Source organism: Mycobacterium sp. E3298 (assembly GCF_001666895.1).
Taxonomy (GTDB): domain Bacteria; phylum Actinomycetota; class Actinomycetes; order Mycobacteriales; family Mycobacteriaceae; genus Mycobacterium.
The window spans coordinates 1-22,743 of record NZ_LZJB01000534.1; the positions used below are offsets into that span (position 1 = coordinate 1).

General features: G+C 70.4%; 22 protein-coding genes. 13 read left to right on the plus strand and 9 right to left on the minus strand.

Features of this window, described 5'->3' with window-relative positions; genetic code table 11:
* The 13 genes from A9X05_RS24515 to A9X05_RS24575 form a co-directional block, all read left to right on the plus strand.
* Window positions 1-504 (plus strand): DUF6084 family protein (locus A9X05_RS24515; protein ID WP_067748651.1); only part of this gene is annotated, 504 nt, incomplete at its 5' end.
* The gene (locus tag A9X05_RS24520; protein WP_067748655.1) at window positions 501-1,820 is read left to right on the plus strand and encodes a hypothetical protein; all 1,320 of its coding nucleotides are present in this window, start codon (window positions 501-503) and stop codon (window positions 1,818-1,820) included. The genes A9X05_RS24515 and A9X05_RS24520, both read left to right, overlap by 4 nt.
* A 145-nt stretch (window positions 1,821-1,965) precedes the next feature.
* A complete protein-coding gene (locus A9X05_RS24525; RefSeq protein WP_067748658.1) occupies window positions 1,966-2,463 on the plus strand; it encodes a hydrogenase maturation protease in 498 nt (165 codons plus the stop codon).
* 3 nt (window positions 2,464-2,466) lie between these two features.
* Complete coding sequence (locus A9X05_RS24530; RefSeq protein WP_067748661.1) at window positions 2,467-2,733, plus strand: HypC/HybG/HupF family hydrogenase formation chaperone; 267 nt, start codon at window positions 2,467-2,469, stop codon at window positions 2,731-2,733.
* Between the two features lies 1 nt (window position 2,734).
* On the plus strand, window positions 2,735-5,068 hold the full coding sequence (hypF, locus tag A9X05_RS24535) for a carbamoyltransferase HypF (protein ID WP_067784578.1): 2,334 nt from the start codon (window positions 2,735-2,737) through the stop codon (window positions 5,066-5,068).
* A gap of 3 nt (window positions 5,069-5,071) precedes the next feature.
* A complete protein-coding gene (locus A9X05_RS24540; protein WP_067748665.1) occupies window positions 5,072-5,791 on the plus strand; it encodes a HypC/HybG/HupF family hydrogenase formation chaperone in 720 nt (239 codons plus the stop codon).
* Window positions 5,788-6,462: an SIS domain-containing protein gene (locus tag A9X05_RS24545; protein WP_067784581.1), complete on the plus strand. Its 675-nt coding sequence runs from the start codon at window positions 5,788-5,790 to the stop codon at window positions 6,460-6,462. Before A9X05_RS24540 ends, A9X05_RS24545 begins: the two co-directional genes overlap by 4 nt.
* Entirely contained in the window at window positions 6,459-7,571 is a 1,113-nt protein-coding gene (gene hypE / locus A9X05_RS24550; protein ID WP_067748671.1) for a hydrogenase expression/formation protein HypE, read from the plus strand. Before A9X05_RS24545 ends, hypE begins: the two co-directional genes overlap by 4 nt.
* A 66-nt stretch (window positions 7,572-7,637) precedes the next feature.
* On the plus strand, window positions 7,638-7,910 hold the full coding sequence (locus tag A9X05_RS24555; protein ID WP_067748673.1) for a HypC/HybG/HupF family hydrogenase formation chaperone: 273 nt from the start codon (window positions 7,638-7,640) through the stop codon (window positions 7,908-7,910).
* A 15-nt stretch (window positions 7,911-7,925) separates the two neighbouring features.
* Window positions 7,926-9,056: a hydrogenase formation protein HypD gene (hypD, locus tag A9X05_RS24560; protein WP_067748675.1), complete on the plus strand. Its 1,131-nt coding sequence runs from the start codon at window positions 7,926-7,928 to the stop codon at window positions 9,054-9,056.
* On the plus strand, window positions 9,053-9,802 hold the full coding sequence (locus tag A9X05_RS24565; protein WP_255369289.1) for a DUF6390 family protein: 750 nt from the start codon (window positions 9,053-9,055) through the stop codon (window positions 9,800-9,802). Before hypD ends, A9X05_RS24565 begins: the two co-directional genes overlap by 4 nt.
* A 20-nt stretch (window positions 9,803-9,822) precedes the next feature.
* A complete protein-coding gene (locus A9X05_RS24570; RefSeq protein ID WP_067784584.1) occupies window positions 9,823-10,962 on the plus strand; it encodes an alkaline phosphatase family protein in 1,140 nt (379 codons plus the stop codon).
* Window positions 10,963-11,724: 762 nt separating this feature from the next.
* A complete protein-coding gene (locus tag A9X05_RS24575; RefSeq protein ID WP_067784587.1) occupies window positions 11,725-12,615 on the plus strand; it encodes a PPE family protein in 891 nt (296 codons plus the stop codon).
* Between the two features lie 6 nt (window positions 12,616-12,621).
* Here A9X05_RS24575 and A9X05_RS24580 read toward each other — a convergent pair whose 3' ends face one another.
* The 9 genes from A9X05_RS24580 to A9X05_RS24620 all read right to left on the minus strand — a co-directional run bounded on the left by A9X05_RS24580 (window position 12,622) and on the right by A9X05_RS24620 (window position 22,736).
* Window positions 12,622-13,383, minus strand: coding sequence for a gamma-glutamyl-gamma-aminobutyrate hydrolase family protein (locus A9X05_RS24580; protein ID WP_067784591.1), 762 nt, complete (start codon window positions 13,381-13,383; stop codon window positions 12,622-12,624).
* 133 nt (window positions 13,384-13,516) lie between these two features.
* Window positions 13,517-14,077, minus strand: coding sequence for an alpha/beta hydrolase (locus A9X05_RS24585; RefSeq protein WP_197499190.1), 561 nt, complete (start codon window positions 14,075-14,077; stop codon window positions 13,517-13,519).
* Between the two features lie 120 nt (window positions 14,078-14,197).
* On the minus strand, window positions 14,198-15,709 hold the full coding sequence (locus tag A9X05_RS24590) for a cobyric acid synthase (protein WP_067784594.1): 1,512 nt from the start codon (window positions 15,707-15,709) through the stop codon (window positions 14,198-14,200).
* Between the two features lie 15 nt (window positions 15,710-15,724).
* Window positions 15,725-16,582 (minus strand): type I methionyl aminopeptidase, encoded by an 858-nt coding sequence (map, locus tag A9X05_RS24595; protein WP_067748696.1) that lies wholly within the window; start codon window positions 16,580-16,582, stop codon window positions 15,725-15,727.
* A gap of 125 nt (window positions 16,583-16,707) precedes the next feature.
* Complete coding sequence (locus A9X05_RS24600) at window positions 16,708-17,307, minus strand: DUF1707 domain-containing protein (RefSeq protein WP_067784596.1); 600 nt, start codon at window positions 17,305-17,307, stop codon at window positions 16,708-16,710.
* Window positions 17,308-17,421: 114 nt separating this feature from the next.
* Window positions 17,422-19,236: a penicillin-binding transpeptidase domain-containing protein gene (locus A9X05_RS24605; RefSeq protein WP_067784599.1), complete on the minus strand. Its 1,815-nt coding sequence runs from the start codon at window positions 19,234-19,236 to the stop codon at window positions 17,422-17,424.
* A 188-nt stretch (window positions 19,237-19,424) separates the two neighbouring features.
* The gene (locus A9X05_RS24610; RefSeq protein WP_067784603.1) at window positions 19,425-20,279 is read right to left on the minus strand and encodes a GNAT family N-acetyltransferase; all 855 of its coding nucleotides are present in this window, start codon (window positions 20,277-20,279) and stop codon (window positions 19,425-19,427) included.
* 50 nt (window positions 20,280-20,329) lie between these two features.
* Window positions 20,330-21,496: a flavodoxin-dependent (E)-4-hydroxy-3-methylbut-2-enyl-diphosphate synthase gene (gene ispG / locus A9X05_RS24615; protein WP_067748711.1), complete on the minus strand. Its 1,167-nt coding sequence runs from the start codon at window positions 21,494-21,496 to the stop codon at window positions 20,330-20,332.
* A 16-nt stretch (window positions 21,497-21,512) separates the two neighbouring features.
* Window positions 21,513-22,736: an RIP metalloprotease gene (locus A9X05_RS24620; RefSeq protein WP_067748714.1), complete on the minus strand. Its 1,224-nt coding sequence runs from the start codon at window positions 22,734-22,736 to the stop codon at window positions 21,513-21,515.
* Window positions 22,737-22,743: the final 7 nt, after the last annotated feature.

A 22,743-nucleotide genomic window follows, 5' to 3' on the forward strand; every position in this document is an offset into this window, starting at 1 on the left:
ATCGAGCCGTTGCGGCGGTCCTACTCCGACGACGAGGCCGCGGGGCTGACCGACCTGTTCGGTCCGCGCGAACGCTGGGCGTGCACCCAGCGCACCTTCCTCTGGCAGCACTGCACCGCGATGGTGCCCGGGTTCACCGGCACCACGACGGCGGCGCTTCCCCTGGATTGCACCTACGACTTCGAGGTCGCCGCCGCCAAATACCTGCACGCGCTGCGCGACGGTGCGCTGCCGCTCCAATTCCTCTTCAGCGGAACGGTTTTCGTTAAGTCCGAACGCGGCTTCTCGGTCCAGCAGGTCCCGTGGGACTGCGAATACCGCTACGACATGCCGGTCACGGTCTGGCGGCAGCTGATGGCCCAGCACTATCCGAACGCCGGCTGGCTGCGGCTGAGTCACGAAACAATCAGCGCGCTGGCCGCCTACAAGTCCGCACGCGGGCTGCTCGACCTCGACCACGCGGTCACCTCACTGTTGGACGCGGACCGGGAGACGGCGCGGTGACCGAGGATCGGGACCGGGCCCGCGCCGTCGCCGACGCGGTCCTCTACGAGGGCTACCTGCTCTATCCCTACCGCGGGACGTCGACCAAGAACCAATCTCGCTGGCAATTCGGCGTCCTGGGACCGCCCGGGGCGGCGGACGCGGGCCTGGGCGAGGACGACAGCCTGGCCGCGCAGTTCCTGGTCGACGGGGCCGGGGAGCTGAACCTGGTGGTGCGATTCCTGCAGCTCCAACACCGCCGGGCCGAGCGGGAAGTCGCCCACGGCGAATACCAACCCGTCGACGAGCTGACGACCCCGGGTGGTGCGTGGCTCACCTGGGACGAGGCGGTCGAGTGCGAAAGGTCCTTCGGCCCTGTCGCCTTGGACGGGCAAACCTGGACACTGTCGGTGACGGCGGACGCGGGCACGGACGTCGAGACGCTTGATGGCGGGCGCCTGGTGCGCCAACGACGGGAGGTGCGTGGCGTGTTGACGGTCGCCAGCGAGGCGGACGGCGGCCTGTGCCGGGTATCCGTGCGGGTCCGCAACGTCGGCGCCGCCGCTGTGGACAAGAACGACGCGATCGCGCGGTCCATGATCGGCACGCACCTCATCGCCGAACTCGGGCGCGGGCAGTTCGTTTCGCTACTCGAGCCACCACCGGCGGCGGTCGACGCGGTGTCCCGGTGCGTTCAGCATCGCTGCTTCCCGGTGCTGTCCGGCCCGCCCGGCGCACACGACTCGCTGCTGATCTCGCCGATCATCCTCTACGACCACCCGGAGGTCGCCGAACAGAGCGATACCGCGCTGTATGACTGCACGGAGATCGACGAGATCCTCACCCTGCGCGTGATGACGATGACGGACGAGGAGAAGGCCCAGGCCCGGGCCACCGATCCGCGGGCGGCGCGGATCATCGATCAGTGCGAGGCCATGTCTCCCGAGGCGATGGCTCGCCTGCACGGTGTGTTGCGCGACCCGGTCCCGGGTCTCGTCCCGGAGGTTCCCGAGGGGGTCGATTGGTGGGACCCACTGGCCGACAACGCGGTTCGTCCCGAAATCGACGCGGTGTTGGTGAACGGGATCCGGGTGGCGCGCGGTAGCCAGGTTCGGTTGCGGCCGAGGCGAAACGCCGACGCGCAGGACATCTTCGTCGCCGGCAAGACGGCCCGCGTCACCTCCGTGCACTCCGACGTCGAGGGCAACAAGCACGTCGGCGTCGTCGTCGAGGACGACCCGGCCGCCGACCTGCACGACTGGTACGGCCGATACCTGTACTTCTCCCCCGACGAAATCGAGCCTGTGGAAGGTCAACGCAGCCCGGCAAACTCGTGAAAGGAGTTTTCAGATGGAGATCCTCGGTTGGATATTCGTCGCGATCATCGCTTTGGTGCTCGCGGCCGGATTGGTGCTTGGGGTGGTATCCCTGCCCGATGCTCGCCGGTACCTCAAGCTCAGGCGGATGTAACCGGCCCGGGGAATGACAGCGCGCATCCTGGTAGCCGGCATCGGCAACATCTTCCTGGGCGACGACGGCTTCGGGTCCGAAGTGATCCGCACCGCCGAGATCTCCCGGGACGATCCGAGTGTCCGCGTCACCGACTACGGCATCAGTGGCATGCACCTGGCCTACGACCTGCTCGAGGACTGGGACACGCTCGTCCTCGTCGACGCCGTGCCCAGCCGCGGCAACCCGGGCACGTTGCACGTCTTCCAGGCCGACCATGAATCGGATTCGGCCACAACCGGTTTCGACGGTCACAGCATGGATCCGGCCGCGGTGTTCGCCAGCCTGCGGGCGCTCGGCGGCAGTCCCCCGTACACGGTCGTCGTCGGGTGCGAGGCGGGCAGCGTCGAGGAAGGCATCGGCCTCACCGAACCGGTGGCCAGGGCGGTTCCCCGCGCCGCGCGCGCCGTCGAGGAGATCGTCGCGGCGCTGCAGTCACACCCGGTTGCCGCCGGCCGAGAGGACCGCTGAGCCATGTGTTTGGGGATCCCCGGCCAAGTTATCCGGATGCTGGACGGCTACGAGGGCCAGCTCGCGCTGGTCGACGTCACCGGCGAACAGCGCAAGGTCAACGTCGGCATGCTGCCGGAAGAGACGTTCGCGCCCGGCGACTGGATAATCATCCACATGGGCTTCGCCGTCGAGAAGACGGACCGCGAGGGCGCCGAGCAGGCGATGGCCGGCCTCGAGCTGATGGGCAGGGGCCGCACCGATCCGTTCGACCTTCCGGAGGACGGCTGAAATGACCGCGTCCCCCCTGCTGCTGCGGCACGACGACATTCGGCAGCGCTTCACCGTGACCGGTGTCGTGCAGGGGGTTGGCTTCCGGCCTTTCGTCCACCGCATCGCGACCGAGCTCGGCTTGTCCGGTTTCGTCGGGAACGATTCCGGCGCCGTCTTCGTCGAGGTGCAGGGCGAGCGGGCACGCCTGGCCGAATTCGGCCGGCGCCTGCGCGCAGAGGCGCCGCCGCTGGCCCGAATCAGCGACGTTACGGTCCGCGAGGTTGCCGCCGATGCCGGCTGCGGGCGGGGGTTCCGGATCGTGGCCAGCCGGGCCGCCCCCGGTGGAACGACTCCGATTCCGCCCGACGTCGCGGTGTGTGAGGACTGCGTAGCCGAGTTGTTCGACCCGCGCGACCGGCGCTACCGCCACCCGTTCGTCACCTGCACCAACTGCGGACCGCGATTCACCATCATCCGCGAGTTGCCCTACGACCGGCCGGCCACCACCATGGCGGGGTTCGCCATGTGTGAACGCTGCGCCGCCGAATACCACGACCCGGCGGATCGCCGGTTCCACGCGCAGCCCATCGCCTGCCCCGATTGCGGGCCGTCCCTGCGGTTCCGGTCGGCGGCGGGGCCCGTCGAAGGGGCGGACGCCGCGCTGGCGGCCGGCCAACGCGCGCTGGCCTCGGGCGCCGTGGTCGCCATCAAGGGCATCGGCGGCTACCACCTGGCCTGCGCCGCCGCCGACGACACGGCGGTCGCCGCGCTGCGCATACGAAAAGCTCGCGGCGCCAAGCCTTTTGCCGTGATGGTTCGCGACCTTGACGTCGCGCGCCGCTACGCCCACGTCGATGACACCGAGGCGGCGGTGCTGCTCGGCCCCGCCCGCCCGATCGTGTTGCTCAAGCGCCGGCCGGACGCCCCGGTCGCCGACGGGGTCGCCCCCGGTAGCCCATTGCTCGGCCTGATGCTGCCGTACTCCCCCCTGCATCACCTGCTCCTCGCACCCGTCCCGGGCGCCCCCGCGCCGGTGCCCGACGCACTCGTGCTCACCAGCGCCAACCGCTCCGACGAACCCATCTGCTTCACCGACGACGATGCGGCACAGCGCCTTCCGGCGCTCTGCGATGCGACCCTGGACCACGACCGCCCGATCCATGTCCCGTGCGACGACTCGGTGGTCCGTGTGGTCGACGGTCGCGAACTGCCGATCCGCCGCTCCCGTGGCTACGCGCCGCTGCCGGTCGACCTGAATATCCCCGGCCCGCCCGTGCTGGCCGTCGGCGGGGAATTGAAGAACACGTTCTGCCTCACCGACGGCCCGCGAGCGTACCTGTCCGGGCACATCGGCGACATGGGCACCTGGGAGACGCTGCGCGCGTTCGAGCGGGCGGTGACCCAGCTCAGCGAAATACGCGGCGAGCCGGCGCGGTTGGCCGCCGATCTGCATCCCGGGTACCACACCCGAAGCTGGGCTGAGCGTCGCGCGGACGCCCGACCGCTGGACCTCGTTCAGCACCACCACGCGCACGTCGTGTCGCTGCTGGCCGAGCACCGACGCCTCGGCGAACCCGTCATCGGCGTCTCCTTCGACGGCACCGGCTACGGATGCGACGAGACCATCTGGGGCGGCGAAATTCTGCGGCTCGGCGCCGACAGCCACCGATTCGTCCGGGCGGCCCACCTGCTGCCGGTCCCGCTGCCCGGCGGTGACGCCGCGGTGCGCAACCCATGGCGGATGGCGCTGTCCCAATTGTGGTCCGCCGGCATCGGCTGGACCCCCGACCTGGCGCCCGTCGCCGCCGCGAATCGAGACGAATTACGCGTCACCCGTTCACAATTGGAGACGGGAACCGGATGCGTGCCCTGTTCGAGCATGGGCCGCCTCTTCGACGCGGTCGCCTCGCTGCTCGGGGTGCGGCATCGCATCGACTACGAAGGCCAGGCCGCCATCGAGCTGGAGGCACTGGCGGAATCGGCGGACGCGCAGGACGGGCCGCCGCTGCCGCTCACCGTGCGCGCCGACGGGGTGATCGACCCCGCCCCCCTGGTGCGGGCGTTGGTGTCCGCGCTCGGCGCCGGCGCGCGACCCGCGCCGCTGGCCGCGGCGTTTCACCGGGCCGTCGCGGTCGCCGTCGCCGAGGCGGTCGCCCAGGTGGCCGGCACCACCCGGCTGGTGGGGCTTACCGGCGGAGTGTTCCAGAACGTGTTGTTGCTGAGAGCATGTCGAGAACGGTTGCGGCTGGCCGGGTTCGAGGTGCTGACCCACCACGCCGTGCCGCCGAACGACGGCGGACTCGCCCTGGGCCAGGCCGCGATCGCCATGCTGACCGCGCAGGAGGAGGGCTGACCCATGACCACCACGGCCATCGATCGCGGGCTGGGCGCCGAGTTGGCCGAAGACCTCGCTGCCACCGCCTTCACGCTGGCCAGGCGCTTCGCCGCCGGCGCCACCATGTGGTCCATCGCGCCGTCGTGGGAACCGCACGCGCTGCACATCGCGGTCGAATTCGTCCACCCGGTCATCATGGGCAAAAGAGCGCTGCCCGCGGTGGCGTTGACCGGGCCCGACCTCGTGGACCTGGTGCGGGTCTCGGTGCGCCCCGGCGACATCGTGGTCGCGGTTGCCGGCGCCGACGAGGCGCAGGTCCGCTCCGTGATGCGGCGCGCACCCGCGTGGGGGGCCACGACGATCTGGATCGGCAGCGGCGAACGGCCCCCTGCGGGGATGGCCGACCACGTGCTGTGGCTCGACGACCCCGACCCGCGCGTGCCCGCGACCGGTGGCTTCGTGCTGTTCTACCACCTGCTGTGGGAGCTGACCCACGTGTGTTTCGAACACCCCGGCCTGCTCAAACCCGAACACTCCGAGTCGGTTTGCGTCACGTGCAGCGACGAGGGACGCCCCGGCGAGGCGGTGACCGCGTCGGCCGACGGGCACGCCGTCGTGCGCACCGCGCGGGGCGTGGAGACCGTGGTGACCACGCTGATCGAGCCGGTCGAAGCCGGCGAGCTGATCCTCGTGCACGCGGGCATGGCGATCGGCAGACTGGAAGACGAGGAGGGCCGATGAGTCCCGCGGACGAACCCACCAACTTCCTGTACCCGTTCATCGACGCCCAGGAAGACGATCCCGCCTCCCTGCTGGCCGACTTGGCCGCGTCGGCGCAGGCCAAGGCCGCCGAGAGCCTGGCACTGCGGCGATCGACGCTGGAGGCCAACGCCGCACTGCTCGGTCAGGCGGCCGCCGAGCTGGCGCGCCGTTTCACCGCGGGCGGGCGGATGTTCACCTTCGGCAACGGCGGCAGCTGCACCGATTCCACCACGCTGGCAAGGCTGTTCGCCCGGCCCCCGGTCGGCAAGCCGTTACCCGCGTGGCCGCTGACCACCGACCAGGCCATCCTGACCGCGCTGGGCAATGACGTCGGATTCGAGTTGGTGTTCGCCCGGCAGTTGATCGCCCGCGCGACCGCCGGCGACATCGCGATCGCCATGTCGACCAGCGGCGGCTCGCCCAACCTGCTCGCCGCGCTGGCCGAAGCGCGTCAGCGCGGCCTGTACACCATCGGATTCGCCGGCTACGACGGCGGCGCCTTCGCGAACAACCCGGATGTGGACGCCTGCTTCATCGTCCGTTCGCAAAGCGTGCACCGGATCCAGGAATCGCAGGCGCTGCTGGGCTACCAGCTGTGGCGCAGCGTGCATCAACATCTCCGCGGCGAGCACGGTCTGGGGGCGGCATGAACAAGTCGGCGGGTGAATACCTTTCGTCGGGGCCACGCTTCGCCGAAGGCGAGGTGATCGAGCGGATCGAATCGTTCCGCAGGCGCCGCCCCCGCCTCCTCGACGACCACGTGACGCTCGCGCACGGCGCGGGCGGCAAGGCCTCCGCGGCGCTGGTGGACGCCGTGTTCATGGAGGCGTTTCGCAACCCGCTGCTGGAGTCACTCGGTGACAGCGCGGTCCTGACCCTGCCCGGCGGCGAGCGCGTGGCGATGTCCACGGACTCGTTCGTGGTGCAGCCCAGGCGCTTTCCCGGCGGCTCCATCGGCGCGCTCGCCGTGCACGGCACCTGCAACGACCTCGCGATGGCCGGCGCCGTGCCGTCGTGGATCTCGGCGGCGTTCGTGCTCGAAGAGGGTTTTCCCATCGCCGAGTTGAAGGAGATCGTCGCCGACATGGCGGCGGCGGCCGCCACGGCGGGCGTGCGAATCGTCACCGGCGACACCAAGGTGGTGCCGAAGGGCGCCGCCGACGGGGTGTTCGTCACCACCGCCGGGGCCGGTGTCATTCCCGCGGGGCGCGCGCTGTCTGCGGCGGCGGTGCGGCCCGGTGACAAGCTGCTGCTGTCGGGGTCGATGGGCGACCACGGCATGGCGGTCATGCTCGCGCGCGGCGACCTGGCCATCGAGGCCGACATCGCCTCCGACACCGCGTCGGTCAGCCCCCTGGTGGAGCTGCTGATGGCGGCCGCGCCGTCCACCCGGTGGATGCGCGACGCGACGCGGGGCGGGGTGGGCACCGTGTGCAACGAACTGGCCCAGGCCTGCGGCCTCGGCGTGCTGCTCGAAGAGGAGCGGCTTCCGGTGGCGCCCATGGTGAACGGCGCCTGCGAGCTGCTCGGTATCGACCCGCTGTACGTCGCCAACGAGGGCAAGTTCATCGCCGTCGTGGCGCCGCAGGAGGCGGACGCCGGGCTGGCCGCGCTGCGGTCGCACCCGCTGGGCACCGGCGCGGCCGAGGTCGGCGAAATCGTCGCCGAACCAGCCGAAAGCGTGGTGCTGCGAACCGGATTCGGCGGCACGCGGATCGTCGACATGCTCGTCGGAGATCCCCTGCCGCGGATCTGTTGAGAGCGTGGCGATCGCAAGCGCGGCGGAGCCGGGCGCAGCGGGTCGCCACCAGAGAGGAGTCAAAAAATGTGCCTGGGCATTCCGGGTCGGATCGTCGAGATCACCGATCCCGCAAACTATTTGGCCAAGGTGGACGTGAGCGGGGTGCAGCGCACCATCAGCGTGCGGCTGCTGGAGGACGACATGCCCGAGCCCGACGACTGGGTACTGGTCCACGTCGGGTTCGCGATGGCCAAAATCGACGAGACCGAGGCATTGCTCACCCTGGCGGCCGTCCAGAAACTCGGCGACGCCTACGACACCGAGATTCAAGCCTTCGACTCGTCGTCGATCGTCTGAGAAGGAAGGACCGTCATGAAATTCGTTGACGAGTTCCGCGACCCGGCCGCGGCGCGAAAGCTGCTGGGCGCCATCGGGCGACTTGCCGGCACCGACGGTGCGCAGTTCAAGTTCATGGAGGTGTGCGGCGGTCACACGCACACCATCTACCGGCATGGCATCGAGCACCTGCTGCCCGAGAACGTCGAACTCGTGCACGGCCCCGGGTGTCCGGTCTGCGTGATCCCGATGGGCCGCATCGACGACGCGATGTGGCTGGCCGGCCAGCCCGACGTGATATTCACCTGCTTCGGCGACATGATGCGCGTCCCCGGCTCCAACGGCAGCCTGCTGGACGCCAAGGCGCGCGGGGCCGACGTGCGGTTCGTCTACTCGCCGCTGGACGCGCTGAAGATCGCGCTCGACAACCCGGACAAGCATGTGGTGTTCTTCGCCATCGGTTTCGAGACGACCGCGCCGTCGACGGCCGTGACCCTGGTACGGGCGCGCGAACAGGGGCTGACCAATTTCAGCGTGTTCTGCAACCACGTGATGATCGTCCCGCCGATCAAGGCCATCCTGGAATCGCCGGACCTGCGACTGTCGGGGTTCATCGGCCCCGGGCACGTGTCGACGGTGGTGGGCAACCGGCCCTACCGATTCGTTCCCGAGGTGTACCGAAAGCCCTTGGTAGTGGCCGGTTTTGAGCCACTGGACATCCTGGCCGCGGTCGCGATGCTGCTGACCCAGATCCGCGAGGGCCGCTGCGAGGTGGAGAACCAGTACACACGCGTGGTGCCCGAACGCGGCAACCCGGCCGCTTTGGCGTTGATGGGCAAGGTTTTTGCGCTCCGTCCCCACTTCGAATGGCGCGGGCTGGGCTTCATCTCCCAGAGCGCGCTGCGGCTGCACGACGACTTCGCGGAATTCGACGCCGAGTTGCGATTCTCGATGCCGGGCGTGCGGGTCGCCGACCCCAAGGCATGCCAGTGCGGCGAGGTGCTCAAGGGCGTGCTGAAGCCGTGGGAATGCAAGGTGTTCGGGACCGCGTGCACCCCGGAGACCCCGATCGGCACGTGCATGGTGTCCCCCGAGGGGGCCTGCGCGGCCTACTACAACTTCGGCCGGATGCACCGTGACGCCGTCAAGCTGGTGGGGCGCGCTTGACCCGGGACGCCGGCGGTTCGCAAAGCGGCGTGGAGATGTTCGCCCGCTACGCCCACGCGCCCAACGCGCTGGGCTATTGCGGCCCCCCGCTGGGCGCCACCCTGCGCGACGGTTCCGAGGACGAGGTGCGCCGGGCGGCGGCCAGGTTCTCCGGGGCATGGCCGTACCTGCGGGTGCTGTCGGCGCTGACCGGGATCGCCGACCCGCTGGACCACCGGCTCGTCGAGTCGTACTGGCTGGGCGGCGGCGTCGGGGCCGACCTGGACCCGCAGGGCTTCTTTAACGCGTTGCTCGCGATCATCGGCCCGCAGGCGGGCCGCTACTGGTCACACCTGACACGGGGCCTCGCGGGCGAGGCCGCCGCCAATCACAGCTTTCACGTGTTCGGCGTGTACCCGTGGACGCGGTTTCTGGGCCGGGGCATGGACGAGCATCCGCTCAACGTGCTCGACAACTGCCGCATCACCTGGGGGACCGTGCTCAGCCGCGACCACGACCGGATCCAGGTGCGGTGCCGGCAACTGGTGCTCGACGGTGAGGCGCTCGCGCTGTCCGAACCGTCGCCCCGGCCCTTCGACGTCTGGACGGACGGCTACAGCGCCGTGCCCGACGTGGCCCCCGGTGACGAGGTCGCGTTGCACTGGGGGCGGCTGTGCGGCCGGCTCTCCCCGCGGCAGGCCCGTTCCCTCGCCGAGGCGACCGATCGGCAGCTGCGCGTGACAAGCCGGCGACTGGCGCACGTCTAATTTCGTGCCAGACTGGCCCGGTGCCCGGTTCCCTCTGCGACGTGCTGCCCGCCGCCGCCGCGCTGCTCGGCGCGCCGGGCGCCGTCGACAAGCTGGGCCTGTCCGATTGGGCCGGCTCCGAACAGATCGATCGCGTCGCGGTCGTGCTGGTCGACGGCCTGGGCTGGCACCTGCTCGGCGAGCTGGCCGGTAGCGCGCCGCTACTCGCCGCCGTGGCGGCGGGCCAGCTGGGCCGCCTCACGGAGCTGACCTGCACCTTTCCGTCGACCACCCCGACCAGCCTGGTGTCGATGGGCACCGGGGCGCAACCGGGCGAGCATGGGATCCTGGGCTTCACGCTCAACGTCCCCGGCTCGGATCGCGTGATCAACCACATCCTGTGGCGCGACGACCCACCGCACACCGAGTGGCAGCCGTTACCGACCTGGTTCGGGCGGCTCAACCGGGCCGGCATCAGCGCGCGGGCTGTGTTGCCGGCCGCGTTCATGGGTAGCGGGCTGACCGACGCGGCGTACCGGGGCGCCGAATTCCGCCCCATCCAGCCGGGCGACGACAACGCGCAGCGGGTCGTCGACGAGCTGTGTGCGGGACCCGGCCTGGTCTACGGCTACACCGCCGCCCTGGACACCGCCGCGCATGCCTTCGGCGTCGGATCGTCCCAATGGCACGACGCGGCCGTCCAGGTCGACACGCTGCTGACCCGGCTGGTCGACGCGCTCCCCCCGACCGCGGCGCTACTGGTGACCGCCGACCACGGCGGATTCAACGTTCCACCCGGCGCCCGGGTCGACCTCGACACCGACCCACGGCTGGGCGCGGGGATCCGCGTGGTCGCCGGCGAGCCGCGGGTGCGTTACCTGCACACCGAGCCCGGGGCGGCGGCGGACGTGCAGGCGGCCTGGAGCGCAGTACTCGACGGCAGGGCGGACATCTACAGCCGCGAGCAGGCCGTGGCCGCCGGGATGTTCGGTCCGGTCAACCCGGCCCACCTAGCACGAATCGGCGATGTCGTCGCCGTCTGCACCGGCGATGCCGCCGTGCTGGCAACGGGCCACGAGCCGCCGGAATCGGCCCGCCTCATAGGATTTCACGGCGCGGCGACACCCGCCGAGATAGCCATCCCGCTCATCGCCTTCAAATCCCCTGCCGCCGACCGCTAGTCGCTGCCACCGTCAGCCGCCCGCCGAGCGCGGCACCGCGATTGCCCGATGGGCCAGTGGCCAATATCACCCCGGCGCCGCAAAGGTCGGGCGATCGTGAAACCCACACCGGACTTTGATCGTTTTCACAGCTCGCACGCCTTGGCCGCCAAGCCTCGTGTTGTAAATTCGGGCCACTGTGGCAGTCGGAGGCGCACCTAGAGACCGGCGATGGCGGTCAGCCATCGCCATCGTTGCGGCGCTTTGCGTGTTCTGCGCCGTGACCTCGGGCTGGGCATCGCGCGGGACCGCGGTCGCCGGCGTCGGGTCGCCGCACCCGGGTGTGTCCCACGAAGCCGCGCGCCCCGGGGTCGGCCAGGCACTCGGGCGTGCGGGCGACATGAGCCCTGCGGCACAACGCTTTTCAACCGGCTCAGCCCCGATGCATCACAGCACCACCAAGAACGCATGGATGACGCGGGATCGGCCGCCGACGTGGGCCCGCTCGTCACCACCGTCGGTGGGGTCGCCGTTACCGGCCTCGTTCGCGGCCGCGGTGTTTCGGCTACCGCGCCCGCCGTCGCGTGCTCCCGCGGCACCACCACTTCACCGGGATCTGTTGACGCAGCTCTGCGTCGCTCGTTGCTGAGCGCTCGACAAGCCGCGGCAGCCGCCGTCGTTGCACTGCCGCCGTTGCAAGTAGGCCTGTAACCCCCGTGCCTACGTCCCAACAGAAGAGTCCAATTTCCGGGCTTAGAGCGCCGTCGTTAGGCAGAGATAGCAATGAACTTCACCACGCTTCCGCCGGAAATCGTTTCCGGCCAACTCCATGACGGCCCCGGCTCAGGGCCGATGGCCGAAGCCGCGGGCGCCTGGGCCCGGCTGGCCGTTCGGCTGCACACCGCGGTCGCGGATTACCGGGCGGTGACCGCGAAGCTGGTGGCCGGCTGGGATGGGCCAGCACCCGCGCCGGGAGGCGCGTTCCCCTACGTCGAATGGCTCGACGCCACGGCGATACGGGCCGAGCAGACGGCCACCCAGGCCGCCGCGGCCGCGAGCGCGCACGAGACGGCGCTGGCGGCGACGGTGCCGCCGCCGACGATCGGCGCCAACCGCGTGCTGCGCAGGTCGCTGATCCTGGCGAACCCCCTGGGGCTGGCCGGTCCCGCGATCGCCGACACCGAGGCCGAATACGAACGGATGTGGGCCCAGGACACCGCGGCCATGTACGCCTACGCCGAGGCCTCGGCCGATGCCGCGGCCATTACCCCGTTCACCTTGCCGCCCGGCGGCCCGGCCCAAGGCACGTGGGCGCTGGAGTCGGCGCCGGAGGTCGTCGCCACGGGCCGGCAGCTGATCTCCGCCGCACCCGGCGCGCTGCGGACGCTGTCCTCGTCCCCGCTGGCCACGTTCGACGTCTCCCTCGCGTCGGTGACCTCTCCCCTGTCGAAACTGAGCTCCCTGACGGCGCCGTCGGGGGTCGCGATCGCCCACCTGAATTCGCTCAACAAGGCGGCGGCCCTGCAATGCCTGCTGCCCAATCGGCGTGCGGCGGCCGACGCGACGATCACCGTGGCGGTCGGCCGCGCGACGCCGGTCGGCGGGTTGTCGGTACCACGGGCGTGGGCGGCGGCCACGGCGCCGCTGGCGGTCTGCCGGGGAACGGTCGCGTAGCCGCGCTCAGCTCGCGCGCGTCGCATACGACCGCGCGGCGTCCACGATCGCGGCGAAGAGGCGCATGTCGTCCAGGGACTGTTCCGGATGCCATTGCACCGCAAGGACAAAGCTGTCTCCGGGCAGCTCCAGCGCCTCGACCACACCGTCGGGGTCCCAGGCGCTGACCACGAGACCCTCACCGACTTGGTCGATCGCCTGGTGGTGATAGCACTGCGCGGTGGTGGACTCCCCCACCAGGGCGGCCAGCCGGCTGCCCGCGACCGTGCGCACCGGCAATTTGGTGAACACCCCGTTGCCCGCCCGGTGCCCGTCGTGTCCGAGCACGTCGGGCAGGTGTTGATGCAGGGTGCCGCCGAGCGCCACGTTGAGCACCTGCGCGCCACGACAGATGCCCAGCACCGGCAAACCCCGGTCCAGCGCGCCGCGCAGCAATGCGAACTCCCAGGCGTCGCGGTCCACGCGCGGCCGATCGGTGCTCGGATGCGGGCGCTGGCCGTACCCGGCGGGGTCCAAGTCGTAGCCCCCGGTGATCACGAGCGCGTGCAGGCCGTCCAAGACCGAGCCGACGGTCTGCGGTTCCGCCGGTTGGGGTGGCAGCAACACCGCGGCCCCGCCGGCCATGACGACGCCCTGGAAGTAATCAGCCGGCAGGTAGCCCGCGGGCATCTCCCAGATGCCGGTCCGGACCCGCTCCAGGTATGAGGTCAGGCCCACCACCGGGCGCCCACGGGCGTTCACAACCGAGCGTCCTTTCCCCGATTTCATGTCGAGCGACCGCTCAGCGCGGGCGCTCCGGGCTCCGTTCGACACGGTACCGCCCCGCACCGACCGGCGCCGCCCGCGCGCGGAGGACCGGGCAAAGCGCTTGTGCGAGTGGATCTTCGGCGTGAAGGGGTGGCTACCAGGTACTGGTGCGCAACACGATCTCGGCGGCCAACTGTGCCGTCGACTCCTGCACCGTGCGCCGCCCCAGGTGCACCACACGGTATTCCGCGTAGACGTACTGCTGGCTGGCGCGGGCCACCGCGCGCGCCGCCGGGGAGCTGACCAGCACGGTGGTGCCGATCTCCACCGGCGGGCAGTGGTCGTCGCGAACCACGCCGTCGCGGTCGGCGGCCCGCGGGTGCCCACGGTCGATAACGACCAGTCCGACGAACCGGCCCAGCTTCGTCGCCGCCAATTCCCAGGCCAGGTCGCCGCCGGCGCGGTCGCCAACCACGACGGCCCAGCCGATTCCCAGCGCGTCGAGGATGCCGATCACCGATTTGGGGGTCAGGCGCGGGTCGAGGCCGATGACGACGGTCCGAAGCGATGCCGTGTGCAGACGCTCGCAGACCGCGTCATACGCGGCGGGAACTCGTTCCTCGTCCCCCAGGATGGCCACCACGACGCCCTGCTCGGGACCAGCCACCGCTACCGGGACGGGGAACCCGTCGAGCGTGGTCATCATGGAGGGCATTCACGCACGCTACAGCCGATCGGCCTGCGCGCGCGAGGATTTGTCGAATTCCGTGCGCGCCCAACGGGTTTTGCGTCGCCGTAAATTCGATTGCCGTGTGCGCACATGCGCGTGAATGCCCTACGGCCGCAACCGAGTTGCGATATGCGGTCGTCGTGGCGGCACACCGTCGAGCAGGCCCAGAACCGCGTCGACGTCGAGATGGGCGGCCAGCAAATCGGCGATTGTGTCCAGCTGAGCGTCGCGTCGCGCGGAGACGTCGGTGTGGGCGACGACGAACCCGCCACGGCCCGCCGCGGCCGCCACGCGGGTAAGCCACGCGCGTCGGAAGTCGTCGTTGTCGAGCAGCCCGTGCCAGTGGGTGCCGAAGACCGCGCCCCGCGCGAGGCCGTGTGGTTCGCAGTCGCGCCCGCCCTCCGCGCCGAACCAGCTCTCCTCGGCGCAACGCGAGACGCGGCCGTGGTGGATTTCGTAGCCGGCGAGGGGCCGCGGCCAGCGACGCAGAACCTTGGCCTCGCCGAAGACGATGTCCGCGTTCAACAGGCCCAGACCGGCGACCTCGCCCGCCCCCGATTCCACGGTGTCGTCGATGCGCCGGCACAGCATTTGGAAGCCCCCGCAGATGCCCAGCACCGGCTTGCCGGTCGCGGCGTGCGCGGTGACCGCGTCGGCCAGCCCGAGCTCGCGCAGCCAGGCCAAATCGGCGGCGGTGGATTTGCTCCCGGGCAGCACGATCAGGTCGGTGTCGGCCAGGTCGGCGGGGTCGGTAGTCCAGCGCACCATGACGCCAGGTTCGCAGGCCAGCGCCTCGACGTCGGTGGAGTTGGAGATCCGGGGCAGCCGGATCGCGGCCACCCGCAGCCACTCGCGCCCGCGCGGCGGCGCGGGGCTGCCGACGACGCGGTGCGCGACCACCGATAAGGAGTCCTCGGCGTCCAGCCAGAGCTCGTCGGTGTACGGCAACACCCCGTAGGTCGGGCGCCCGGTCATCGCCCGCAGCTGGCGCAGCCCGGGTTCCAGCAGAGCGGGGTCACCGCGGAACTTGTTGACCACGAAGCCCGCGATCAGCGCCTGGTCGTCGGGATCGAGCACGGCGACCGTCCCGAACAGGTGGGCCAGCAGCCCGCCGCGGTCGATGTCACCGACCAGAATCACCGGCAGGTCCGCCGCCCTGGCCAGGCCCATGTTGGCCAGATCCGTGGCGCGCAAATTGATTTCGGCCGGTGAGCCGGCGCCTTCGCAGATGACGGCGTCGAACTCGGCACGCAGGGCGGACAATTCGTGTGCGACGATCCCGGCGAGGCGGTCGCGATGCTTCACATAGCTTGCCGCCGTGACCGAATCGGCGACCTGGCCCCGGATCACCAGCTGCGACGTCCGATCGCTGCCCGGTTTGAGCAGGATGGGATTGAACCGCACGCTGGGCTCCAGCCCCGCCGCCCGCGCCTGCAGCGCCTGCGCCCGGCCGATCTCGCCACCTTCGACGGTGACCACGGAGTTGTTGGACATGTTCTGCGCCTTGAACGGCGCCACCCGAACGCCGCGGCGTGCCAGCAACCGGCACAGACCCGCCGCCACCACCGATTTCCCGGCGTCGGAGCTGGTGCCGGCGACCAGCAGCGCCCCGCTCAAGGGTTCACGGCTTCCTCAAACGGAGGTGAGGATTTCGACGCCGGTGTCGGTCACCAGGAGGGTGTGCTCGAACTGCGCGGTCCACTTGCGGTCCTTGGTGACCACGGTCCAGCCGTCGTCCCAGATCTCGTAGTCCAGGCTTCCGAGGTTGATCATCGGTTCGATGGTGAACGTCATGCCAGGCTGCATGATCGTCGCCACCGACGGCTGGTCGTAGTGCAGCACCACCAGGCCGTTGTGAAACGTGGTGCCGATGCCGTGGCCGGTGAAGTCGCGAACCACGTTGTAGCCGAACCGATTCGCGTAGGCCTCGATGACGCGGCCGACGACCGAGAGCGCCCGTCCCGGCTTGACGGCATTGATCGCGCGCATCGTCGCCTCCCGGGTGCGCTCCACGAGCAGCCGGTGCTCCTCGGACACGTCGCCGGCGAGGAACGTCGCGTTGGTGTCGCCGTGCACCCCGTCGATGTAGGCCGTGACGTCGATGTTGACGATGTCCCCGTCGGCGATCACGGTCGAGTCGGGGATGCCGTGGCAGATGACCTCGTTGAGCGACGTGCAGCACGACTTCGGGAAGCCCTTGTAGCCCAGGGTCGATGGATAGGCGCCGTGGTCGATCATGTACTCGTGGGCGATCCGGTCCAGTTCGTCGGTCGTCACCCCTGGCGCCACGGCCTTGCCCGCCTCCTGCAGCGCGCCGGCCGCGATCCGGCCGGCGACGCGCATCTTCTCGATCACCTCCGGCGTCTGCACCCACGGCTCGCTGCCCTCGCGCACGCTGGATTTCCAGGCGTACTCCGGGCGCGGGATGCGGACGGGCACCGGCAGAGTCGGGGACAACTCTCCCGGGGAAAGCGCGGTGCGAGCAGGCATGGGGCCAGCTTAGCGACGCTCACTCCGCGGCGCCGTCGGTGCGGGTGCGTCGGCGGCGTCGCGTGCGCATCCTCGGCGTCGAGGCGCGCACCGAGGGCGGCGACACGCCAGCCTCCCGGGCCGAGTCATGCGCGACGCAAACCGTCCAGCCGGCCGCGGATCAGCGAACGCCGCGGTCCCCGGATGTTCACCGAGCCGCACACCACCCGCCCGGTCAGGATCACATGCGGCCTTCCCTCGCCGGGGGCGTCCCTGCGGCGGTCGCGGGCGCTGCCCACATAGACCTGGACGTCGTCGATCGACGCGCTCGCCCCGTCGGGCAGCCGGATGTCCACCGAGCCGCCCCTCATGTCGAGTTCGATCACCACCACCGGGCCCGCGAACCGCGCCTTGGTGAGGTCGAGTTCGATCGAGCCCAGCCGGCGGACGAGGGCCAGGCGGGTGGGCACCGTCCACTCGCCGTGGCGTTTCAGCGAGCCGGCCCAGCCGCGCAGCTCCACCCGGTCGGCCGCGGAGGTGACGATGGCGCCCGGCCCGGGCAGGTCGCCAACCAGCCCGTCCAGCTCGCCCCGGGTCCGGGCATACGACACCTGGGACGAGCGCTGCTCGAACTCGTCGATGTCGATCAGCCCGAGCGCGACGGCGTTGTGCAGTCGCCGCATGGTGCCGTTGCGGTCGGCGTCGGAGACCCGCAATGCCACCATGTCGCCGCCGGGATCCGTCATGTTCGCAATTTACCGCTCCCGGGACCCTCGCGAGCGTGCGTGTTTGTACGACGACACGCCGCTGCGGGCGGCATTCTGCGCACCCTCGCCCAGCAGGGGCTACCGGGCTGGGCGCTAGGCCAGGAAGTCGGGCGGCAGCGACTCGAACATCACCTTCGTCATCCGGACCGCGTATTCCGAGCTGCCGCCCCCGACGATCAGCGACGCGAACGCCAGGTCGCCGCGGTACCCGGCGAACCAGGAGTGCGATCCGCCCGGGAATTCGGCCTCACCGGTCTTCCCGTAGACGGCCCCGCAGCCGGCGATCTCCTTCGCGGTGCCATTGGTCACCACCAGCCGCATCATCGGCCGCAGGGCGTCCACCATCTTCGGGCTGATCGGGGTGGTGTCGCCCTGCACCGCGGTCGGTCGGCCCGCGATGAGCTGCGGCGTCGGCGTCTTGCCTGCCGCGACGGTGGCCGCCACGAGGGCCATGCCGAACGGGCTGGCCAGCACCTTGCCCTGGCCGAAACCGTCTTCGGTGCGCTCGGCGAGGTCGACCGTCGGGGGCACCGACCCGGTCACCGTAGTGATGCCGTCCACCTGATAGTCCAGCCCGATGCCGTACCGGCTGGCCGCCTGCGTCAGGCCCCGGGGCGGCATCTTGCTGCTGAGCTCGGCGAAGGTGGTGTTGCAGGAACTGGCGAACGCCCGCGACATCGGCACCACGCCGAGGTCGAATCCGCCGTAGTTGGGGATGGTGCGGTGCCCGATGTCGAGGTGGCCCGGGCAGCCCAGCATGGTGTTGGGGGTGGCCATGTCGCGGTCGACGGCGGCGCCAGCGGTGACCATCTTGAACGTCGAACCCGGCGGGAACAGGCCGGTGGTGGCCACCAGGCCGTCGGCGTCGGCCCCGCCGTTCTGCGCGATCGCCAGGATCTCCCCGGTCGACGGCTTGATCACGACCATCATCGCCTTGCCGCCGCGGGTGTCCACCGCGCGCTGCGCGGCGTTCTGCACCACCCGGTCCAGCGTGATCGAGATCGACGGCGCCGGCGAACCCGCCACCTCGTGCAGCACCTCGACTTCGACGCCGTTCTGGTTGACGCTGACCACCCGCCAGCCCGCCTCGCCGTCGAGCTGGTCGACCACGGCCTTCTTCACCTCGGCCATGACCGCCGGGGCGAAATGCGGGTCGGTGGGCAGGATCTCGGGCTGAGGCGTGACGACGACGCCGGGCAGCCGGCCGATGGCCGGGAAGACCTTGTCGTTGTCGTCGGGGTGCAACGTCACCAGGTCCACCGGCTGAGTCGCCGAGCTGGCCTGCTCGGCGAGCAACTGCGGGTCGGCCAGCGTGCCGTTGAACGGGCGCAGGACGTCCACGATCGCGTGCGCCGTGCCGATCAGGGCGGCTCCGGATCCGGCCTGGGTGGCGTCCAGCGTGTAGTGGTACAGGTAGCCGGGCACCAGCACGTCGGTGCCGCCGAGCTCGTTGACCGAGGCGCGCCGCGGCGCGTCGGCGCGCAAGGCGAACGTCTGGTGCTCGCCAAGTTTGGGGTGCAGGCCGGTGGTGGTCCACCGGACCTCCCAGCGGCCTTCGTCGCGCGCCATCTTCAGCTGGCCGTCATAGGTCCAGGTCCGGTTCTTGGGCAGGTGCCAGGTGAAGCGGTAGCCGACCGTGCCGGTGTCCTCGGCGTACTTGGCGTTGAGGATCTGCGTGTCGAGGTGGCTCGCCTGCAGCCCCGCCCACGCGGCGTTGAGCGCTTCGCGGGCCTCGTTGGGGTTGTCGCTGAGTTGGGCGGCCGTGGCGGTGTCGCCGATCGCCAGGGCGGCGAAGAACTTTTCGGCCGCCGGGCCGGGGCCGTCGGGTCGCGGGGTGCACCCGGACGTCGCGATGGCCGCGAGGAGCAACCCGGCCGCCACGATTACCAGTGGGGTTTTTGTGACCATTGGTACAGATGTTATGAAGCTCGGCTGCGGCACCGGGGTCGACACACCGAGATCGGACCGTGATGTAACGCGGGCGTTCCGCCGAGTGCGCGGCGAGCCGCGAATTCGGTGCCGGGTGTGCGGCTGGCCGCACCCTCGCGCGGCGACCGCCCAGCGCCCGGGACCCCGGGCGTTCGGCGGCAAGCGGGTCAGTCCAGCAGCACCGTCGCGAAGGTGCCCACCTCGGCGAAGCCGACCCGGGCGTACGCGGCGCGAGCCACCGTGTTGAAGCTGTTGACGTAGAGGCTGGCGGTGCGCCCGCTGCCGACGATCACCGCGGCCACCGTCGCGGTCCCTGCGGTGCCGAGGCCAAGGCCCCGCCACTCGGGGTGCACCCATACGCCCTGGATCTGCCCGACGCCCGGCGACTGCGAGCCCACCTCGGCCTTGAAGACGACCTGGCCCTGTTCGAAGCGGGCCCACGCGCGGCCCGCCGCGATGAGGCTGGCCACCCGGCGCCGGTATCCCCGGCCGCCGTCGCCGATGCGGGGGTCGACGCCCACCTCGCCGATGAACATGTCCACCGCGGCCACCAGGTAGGCGTCCAGCTCGTCCGGCCGGACCTGCCGCACCCCGGTGTCGATGTCGCAGTTGGGGTGGCGGGACAGCGCCAGCAACGGCTGGTGATCGCGCACGTCCCGGGCCGGGCCCCACGCCGACTCGAGCCGTTCCCACATCCGCATCACCAGATCGGCCCGGCCGACCAGGGAGGAACAACGGCGGGCTCCGCTCATCGCCTCGTCGGCGAAGGCGTCCATGTCCGCCGGAGTGCCCCGCAGCGGAATCAGGTTGGCGCCGGCGAAGCACAGCGACTCGTCCGCGCCGCGCAGGGTCCACAGTTCCCCGCCGATGGAGTTGGGGTCGATGCCGTGATCCGCCACCCGGGCCGCGACCATGCACGACCCGACCGGATCCTCGTCGAACACCCGCCAGACGGCGGCGGCGTCACGCACCACCGACACCCGTCGCTCGCCGACAAGGCGGAAGAGGGGCGGAGCCGACATCTGGCGAACTCTCTGTGCTGCGAACTAAAGGACCGGGAAATCGGACCCCATCAGCTTACGGTCACGATCGGCGAACCGCTTGATGTTGTGTCAGGACCGTGATCGGTTCCCATCTCCGATGCCAGCCGCATGGCCTCCTCGATGAGCGTCTCGACGATCTGCGCTTCGGGCACGGTCTTGATCACCTCGCCGCGAACGAAGATCTGTCCCTTGCCATTTCCCGACGCGACGCCCAGGTCGGCCTCGCGCGCCTCGCCGGGGCCGTTCACCACGCAGCCCATCACGGCGACCCGCAGCGGGACGTCGAGGCCGTCCAGCCCGGCGGTGACCGCGTTGGCCAGGGTGTAGACGTCGACCTGGGCGCGCCCGCAGGACGGGCAGGACACGATCTCCAGACCGCGCGGCCGCAGGTTCAGCGACTCGAGGATCTGGATGCCGACCTTGACCTCTTCGACCGGCGGCGCGGAGAGCGACACGCGAATGGTGTCGCCGATCCCCCGCGACAGCAGCGCACCGAAGGCGACCGCGGACTTGATGGTGCCCTGGAACGCCGGACCGGCCTCGGTCACGCCCAGGTGCAGCGGGTAGTCGCACTGCGCGGCCAGCTGCTCGTAGGCGGCGACCATCACGACCGGGTCGTTGTGCTTGACGCTGATCTTGATGTCACCGAAGCCGTGCTCCTCGAACAGCGAGGCCTCCCACAGCGCGGATTCGACCAGCGCCTCGGGGGTGGCCTTGCCGTACTTCTCCATGAACCGCTTGTCCAGCGAGCCGGCGTTGACGCCGATGCGGATCGGGATGCCGGCCGCGGCCGCCGCCTTGGCGACCTCGCCGACCCGGCCGTCGAATTCCTTGATGTTGCCGGGGTTAACCCGCACCGCGGCGCAGCCGGCGTCGATGGCGGCGAAGATGTACTTCGGCTGGAAGTGGATGTCGGCGATCACCGGGATCTGGCTGTGCCGCGCGATCTCGGCGAGCGCGTCGGCGTCCTCCTGACGCGGGCAGGCCACCCGCACGATGTCGCAGCCGGCGGCGGTCAGCTCGGCGATCTGCTGCAGCGTCGTGTTGACGTCGTGGGTCTTGGTGGTGCACATGGACTGCACCGAAATCGGATGGTCGCTGCCGACGCCGACATCGCGCACCATGAGTTGGCGCGTCTTGCGGCGGGGGGCGAGCGTGGGAGCCGGAGCGTCCGGCATGCCCAGGCCAACGGACACTTGTTTCCTTCTCTCGTTACTGGAAGAGCCTGATCGGGTTGACCAGATCAGCGGTCACGGTCAGCAACATGTACCCGACCACGAACACCAGCACCACGTAGGTGGCGGGCATCAGCTTGAGGTAGTTCACCGGTGCGGCCGCGACCATGCCGCGCGCCGATCGGACGAGGTTGCGGATCTTTTCGAACGTCGCGATGGCGATGTGGCCGCCGTCGAACGGCAGCAGCGGCACCAGGTTGATTGCGCCCAGGATGAGGTTCAGCTGGGCCAGGAAGAACCAGAACGCCACCCAGAGCCCATGGTCGACGGTGTCGCCGCCGATGATGCTGGCGCCGACCACGCTCATCGGGGTCTGCGGGTCGCGCTGTCCACCGCCGATGGCGTGCACCAGGGCGCCCACCTTGGTGGGGATGGTGACGAGCGCCTTGCCCACCTCGCCGGTCAGGTCCCAGGTGAACGCGAACGTCGCCGGCACGGCGGAGAACACCCCGTAGTGCGTGGGTGCGAGCTTGACGGCGGCGACGCCGATGGCGCCGACCGTCGACGGCGCCGCCTGACCGCCCTGCCCGGTGGGCCCGTTCGTCAAGAAGCGCTGGGTGGGCGTGACGTCGACGTAGGTGGTGATCGTGTTGCCGCCACGCTCGACGACGACCGGGACGGTGCCGTGCATCTTGCGGATCGCGGCGGCCATGTCCTCGAAGGTCGACACTTGGGTGTCGCCGACCTTGACCACGACGTCGCCCGCGCGGATCCCGGCCAGCGCGGCCGGACCGGGGCCGGTGCAGTCCGCGATCTTGCCGGGGGCCACTTCCGGTGCGACACAAGCGGTTTCGCCGACGACCGCCCTGGTCGGCGGATGTAGGTTCGGCAAGCCCCAGATCAGGGCGATGCCGTAGATCAGCACCAGGCAGATGACGAAGTTCATGCCCGGCCCGGCGAACAGCACCGCGACGCGCTTCCACGTGTCCTGCTTGAACATCGCGCGGTCGGTTTCGTCGGGCGCCAGCTCCTCGACCGAGGTCATCCCGGCGATGTCGCAGAAGCCGCCCAGCGGCACGGCCTTGAGGCCGTACTCGGTCTCGCCGCGCCGCGTCGACCACAGCGTGGGGCCGAACCCGACGAAATAGCGGCGCACCTTCATGCCGGTGGCGCGGGCGACCCACATGTGGCCGCACTCGTGCAGGGCCACCGAGATCAGGATGGCGAGGGCGAACAGCACAATGCCGATAACGAACATCATCTTCGCT

Coding starts and splice junctions, on each gene's coding strand:
- A9X05_RS24555 (WP_067748673.1), top strand. CDS start 7,638: ATGTGCCTGGGCATTCCGGGTCGGATCGTCGAGATCACCGATCCCGCA.
- map (WP_067748696.1), bottom strand. CDS start 16,582: ATGCCTGCTCGCACCGCGCTTTCCCCGGGAGAGTTGTCCCCGACTCTG.
- A9X05_RS24610 (WP_067784603.1), bottom strand. CDS start 20,279: ATGTCGGCTCCGCCCCTCTTCCGCCTTGTCGGCGAGCGACGGGTGTCG.
- hypE (WP_067748671.1), top strand. CDS start 6,459: ATGAACAAGTCGGCGGGTGAATACCTTTCGTCGGGGCCACGCTTCGCC.
- A9X05_RS24530 (WP_067748661.1), top strand. CDS start 2,467: ATGTGTTTGGGGATCCCCGGCCAAGTTATCCGGATGCTGGACGGCTAC.
- A9X05_RS24605 (WP_067784599.1), bottom strand. CDS start 19,236: ATGGTCACAAAAACCCCACTGGTAATCGTGGCGGCCGGGTTGCTCCTC.
- A9X05_RS24580 (WP_067784591.1), bottom strand. CDS start 13,383: ATGAAATCGGGGAAAGGACGCTCGGTTGTGAACGCCCGTGGGCGCCCG.
- A9X05_RS24585 (WP_197499190.1), bottom strand. CDS start 14,077: ATGCCCTCCATGATGACCACGCTCGACGGGTTCCCCGTCCCGGTAGCG.
- hypF (WP_067784578.1), top strand. CDS start 2,735: ATGACCGCGTCCCCCCTGCTGCTGCGGCACGACGACATTCGGCAGCGC.
- A9X05_RS24620 (WP_067748714.1), bottom strand. CDS start 22,736: ATGATGTTCGTTATCGGCATTGTGCTGTTCGCCCTCGCCATCCTGATC.
- A9X05_RS24575 (WP_067784587.1), top strand. CDS start 11,725: ATGAACTTCACCACGCTTCCGCCGGAAATCGTTTCCGGCCAACTCCAT.
- A9X05_RS24525 (WP_067748658.1), top strand. CDS start 1,966: ATGACAGCGCGCATCCTGGTAGCCGGCATCGGCAACATCTTCCTGGGC.
- A9X05_RS24600 (WP_067784596.1), bottom strand. CDS start 17,307: ATGACGGATCCCGGCGGCGACATGGTGGCATTGCGGGTCTCCGACGCC.
- hypD (WP_067748675.1), top strand. CDS start 7,926: ATGAAATTCGTTGACGAGTTCCGCGACCCGGCCGCGGCGCGAAAGCTG.
- A9X05_RS24540 (WP_067748665.1), top strand. CDS start 5,072: ATGACCACCACGGCCATCGATCGCGGGCTGGGCGCCGAGTTGGCCGAA.
- A9X05_RS24545 (WP_067784581.1), top strand. CDS start 5,788: ATGAGTCCCGCGGACGAACCCACCAACTTCCTGTACCCGTTCATCGAC.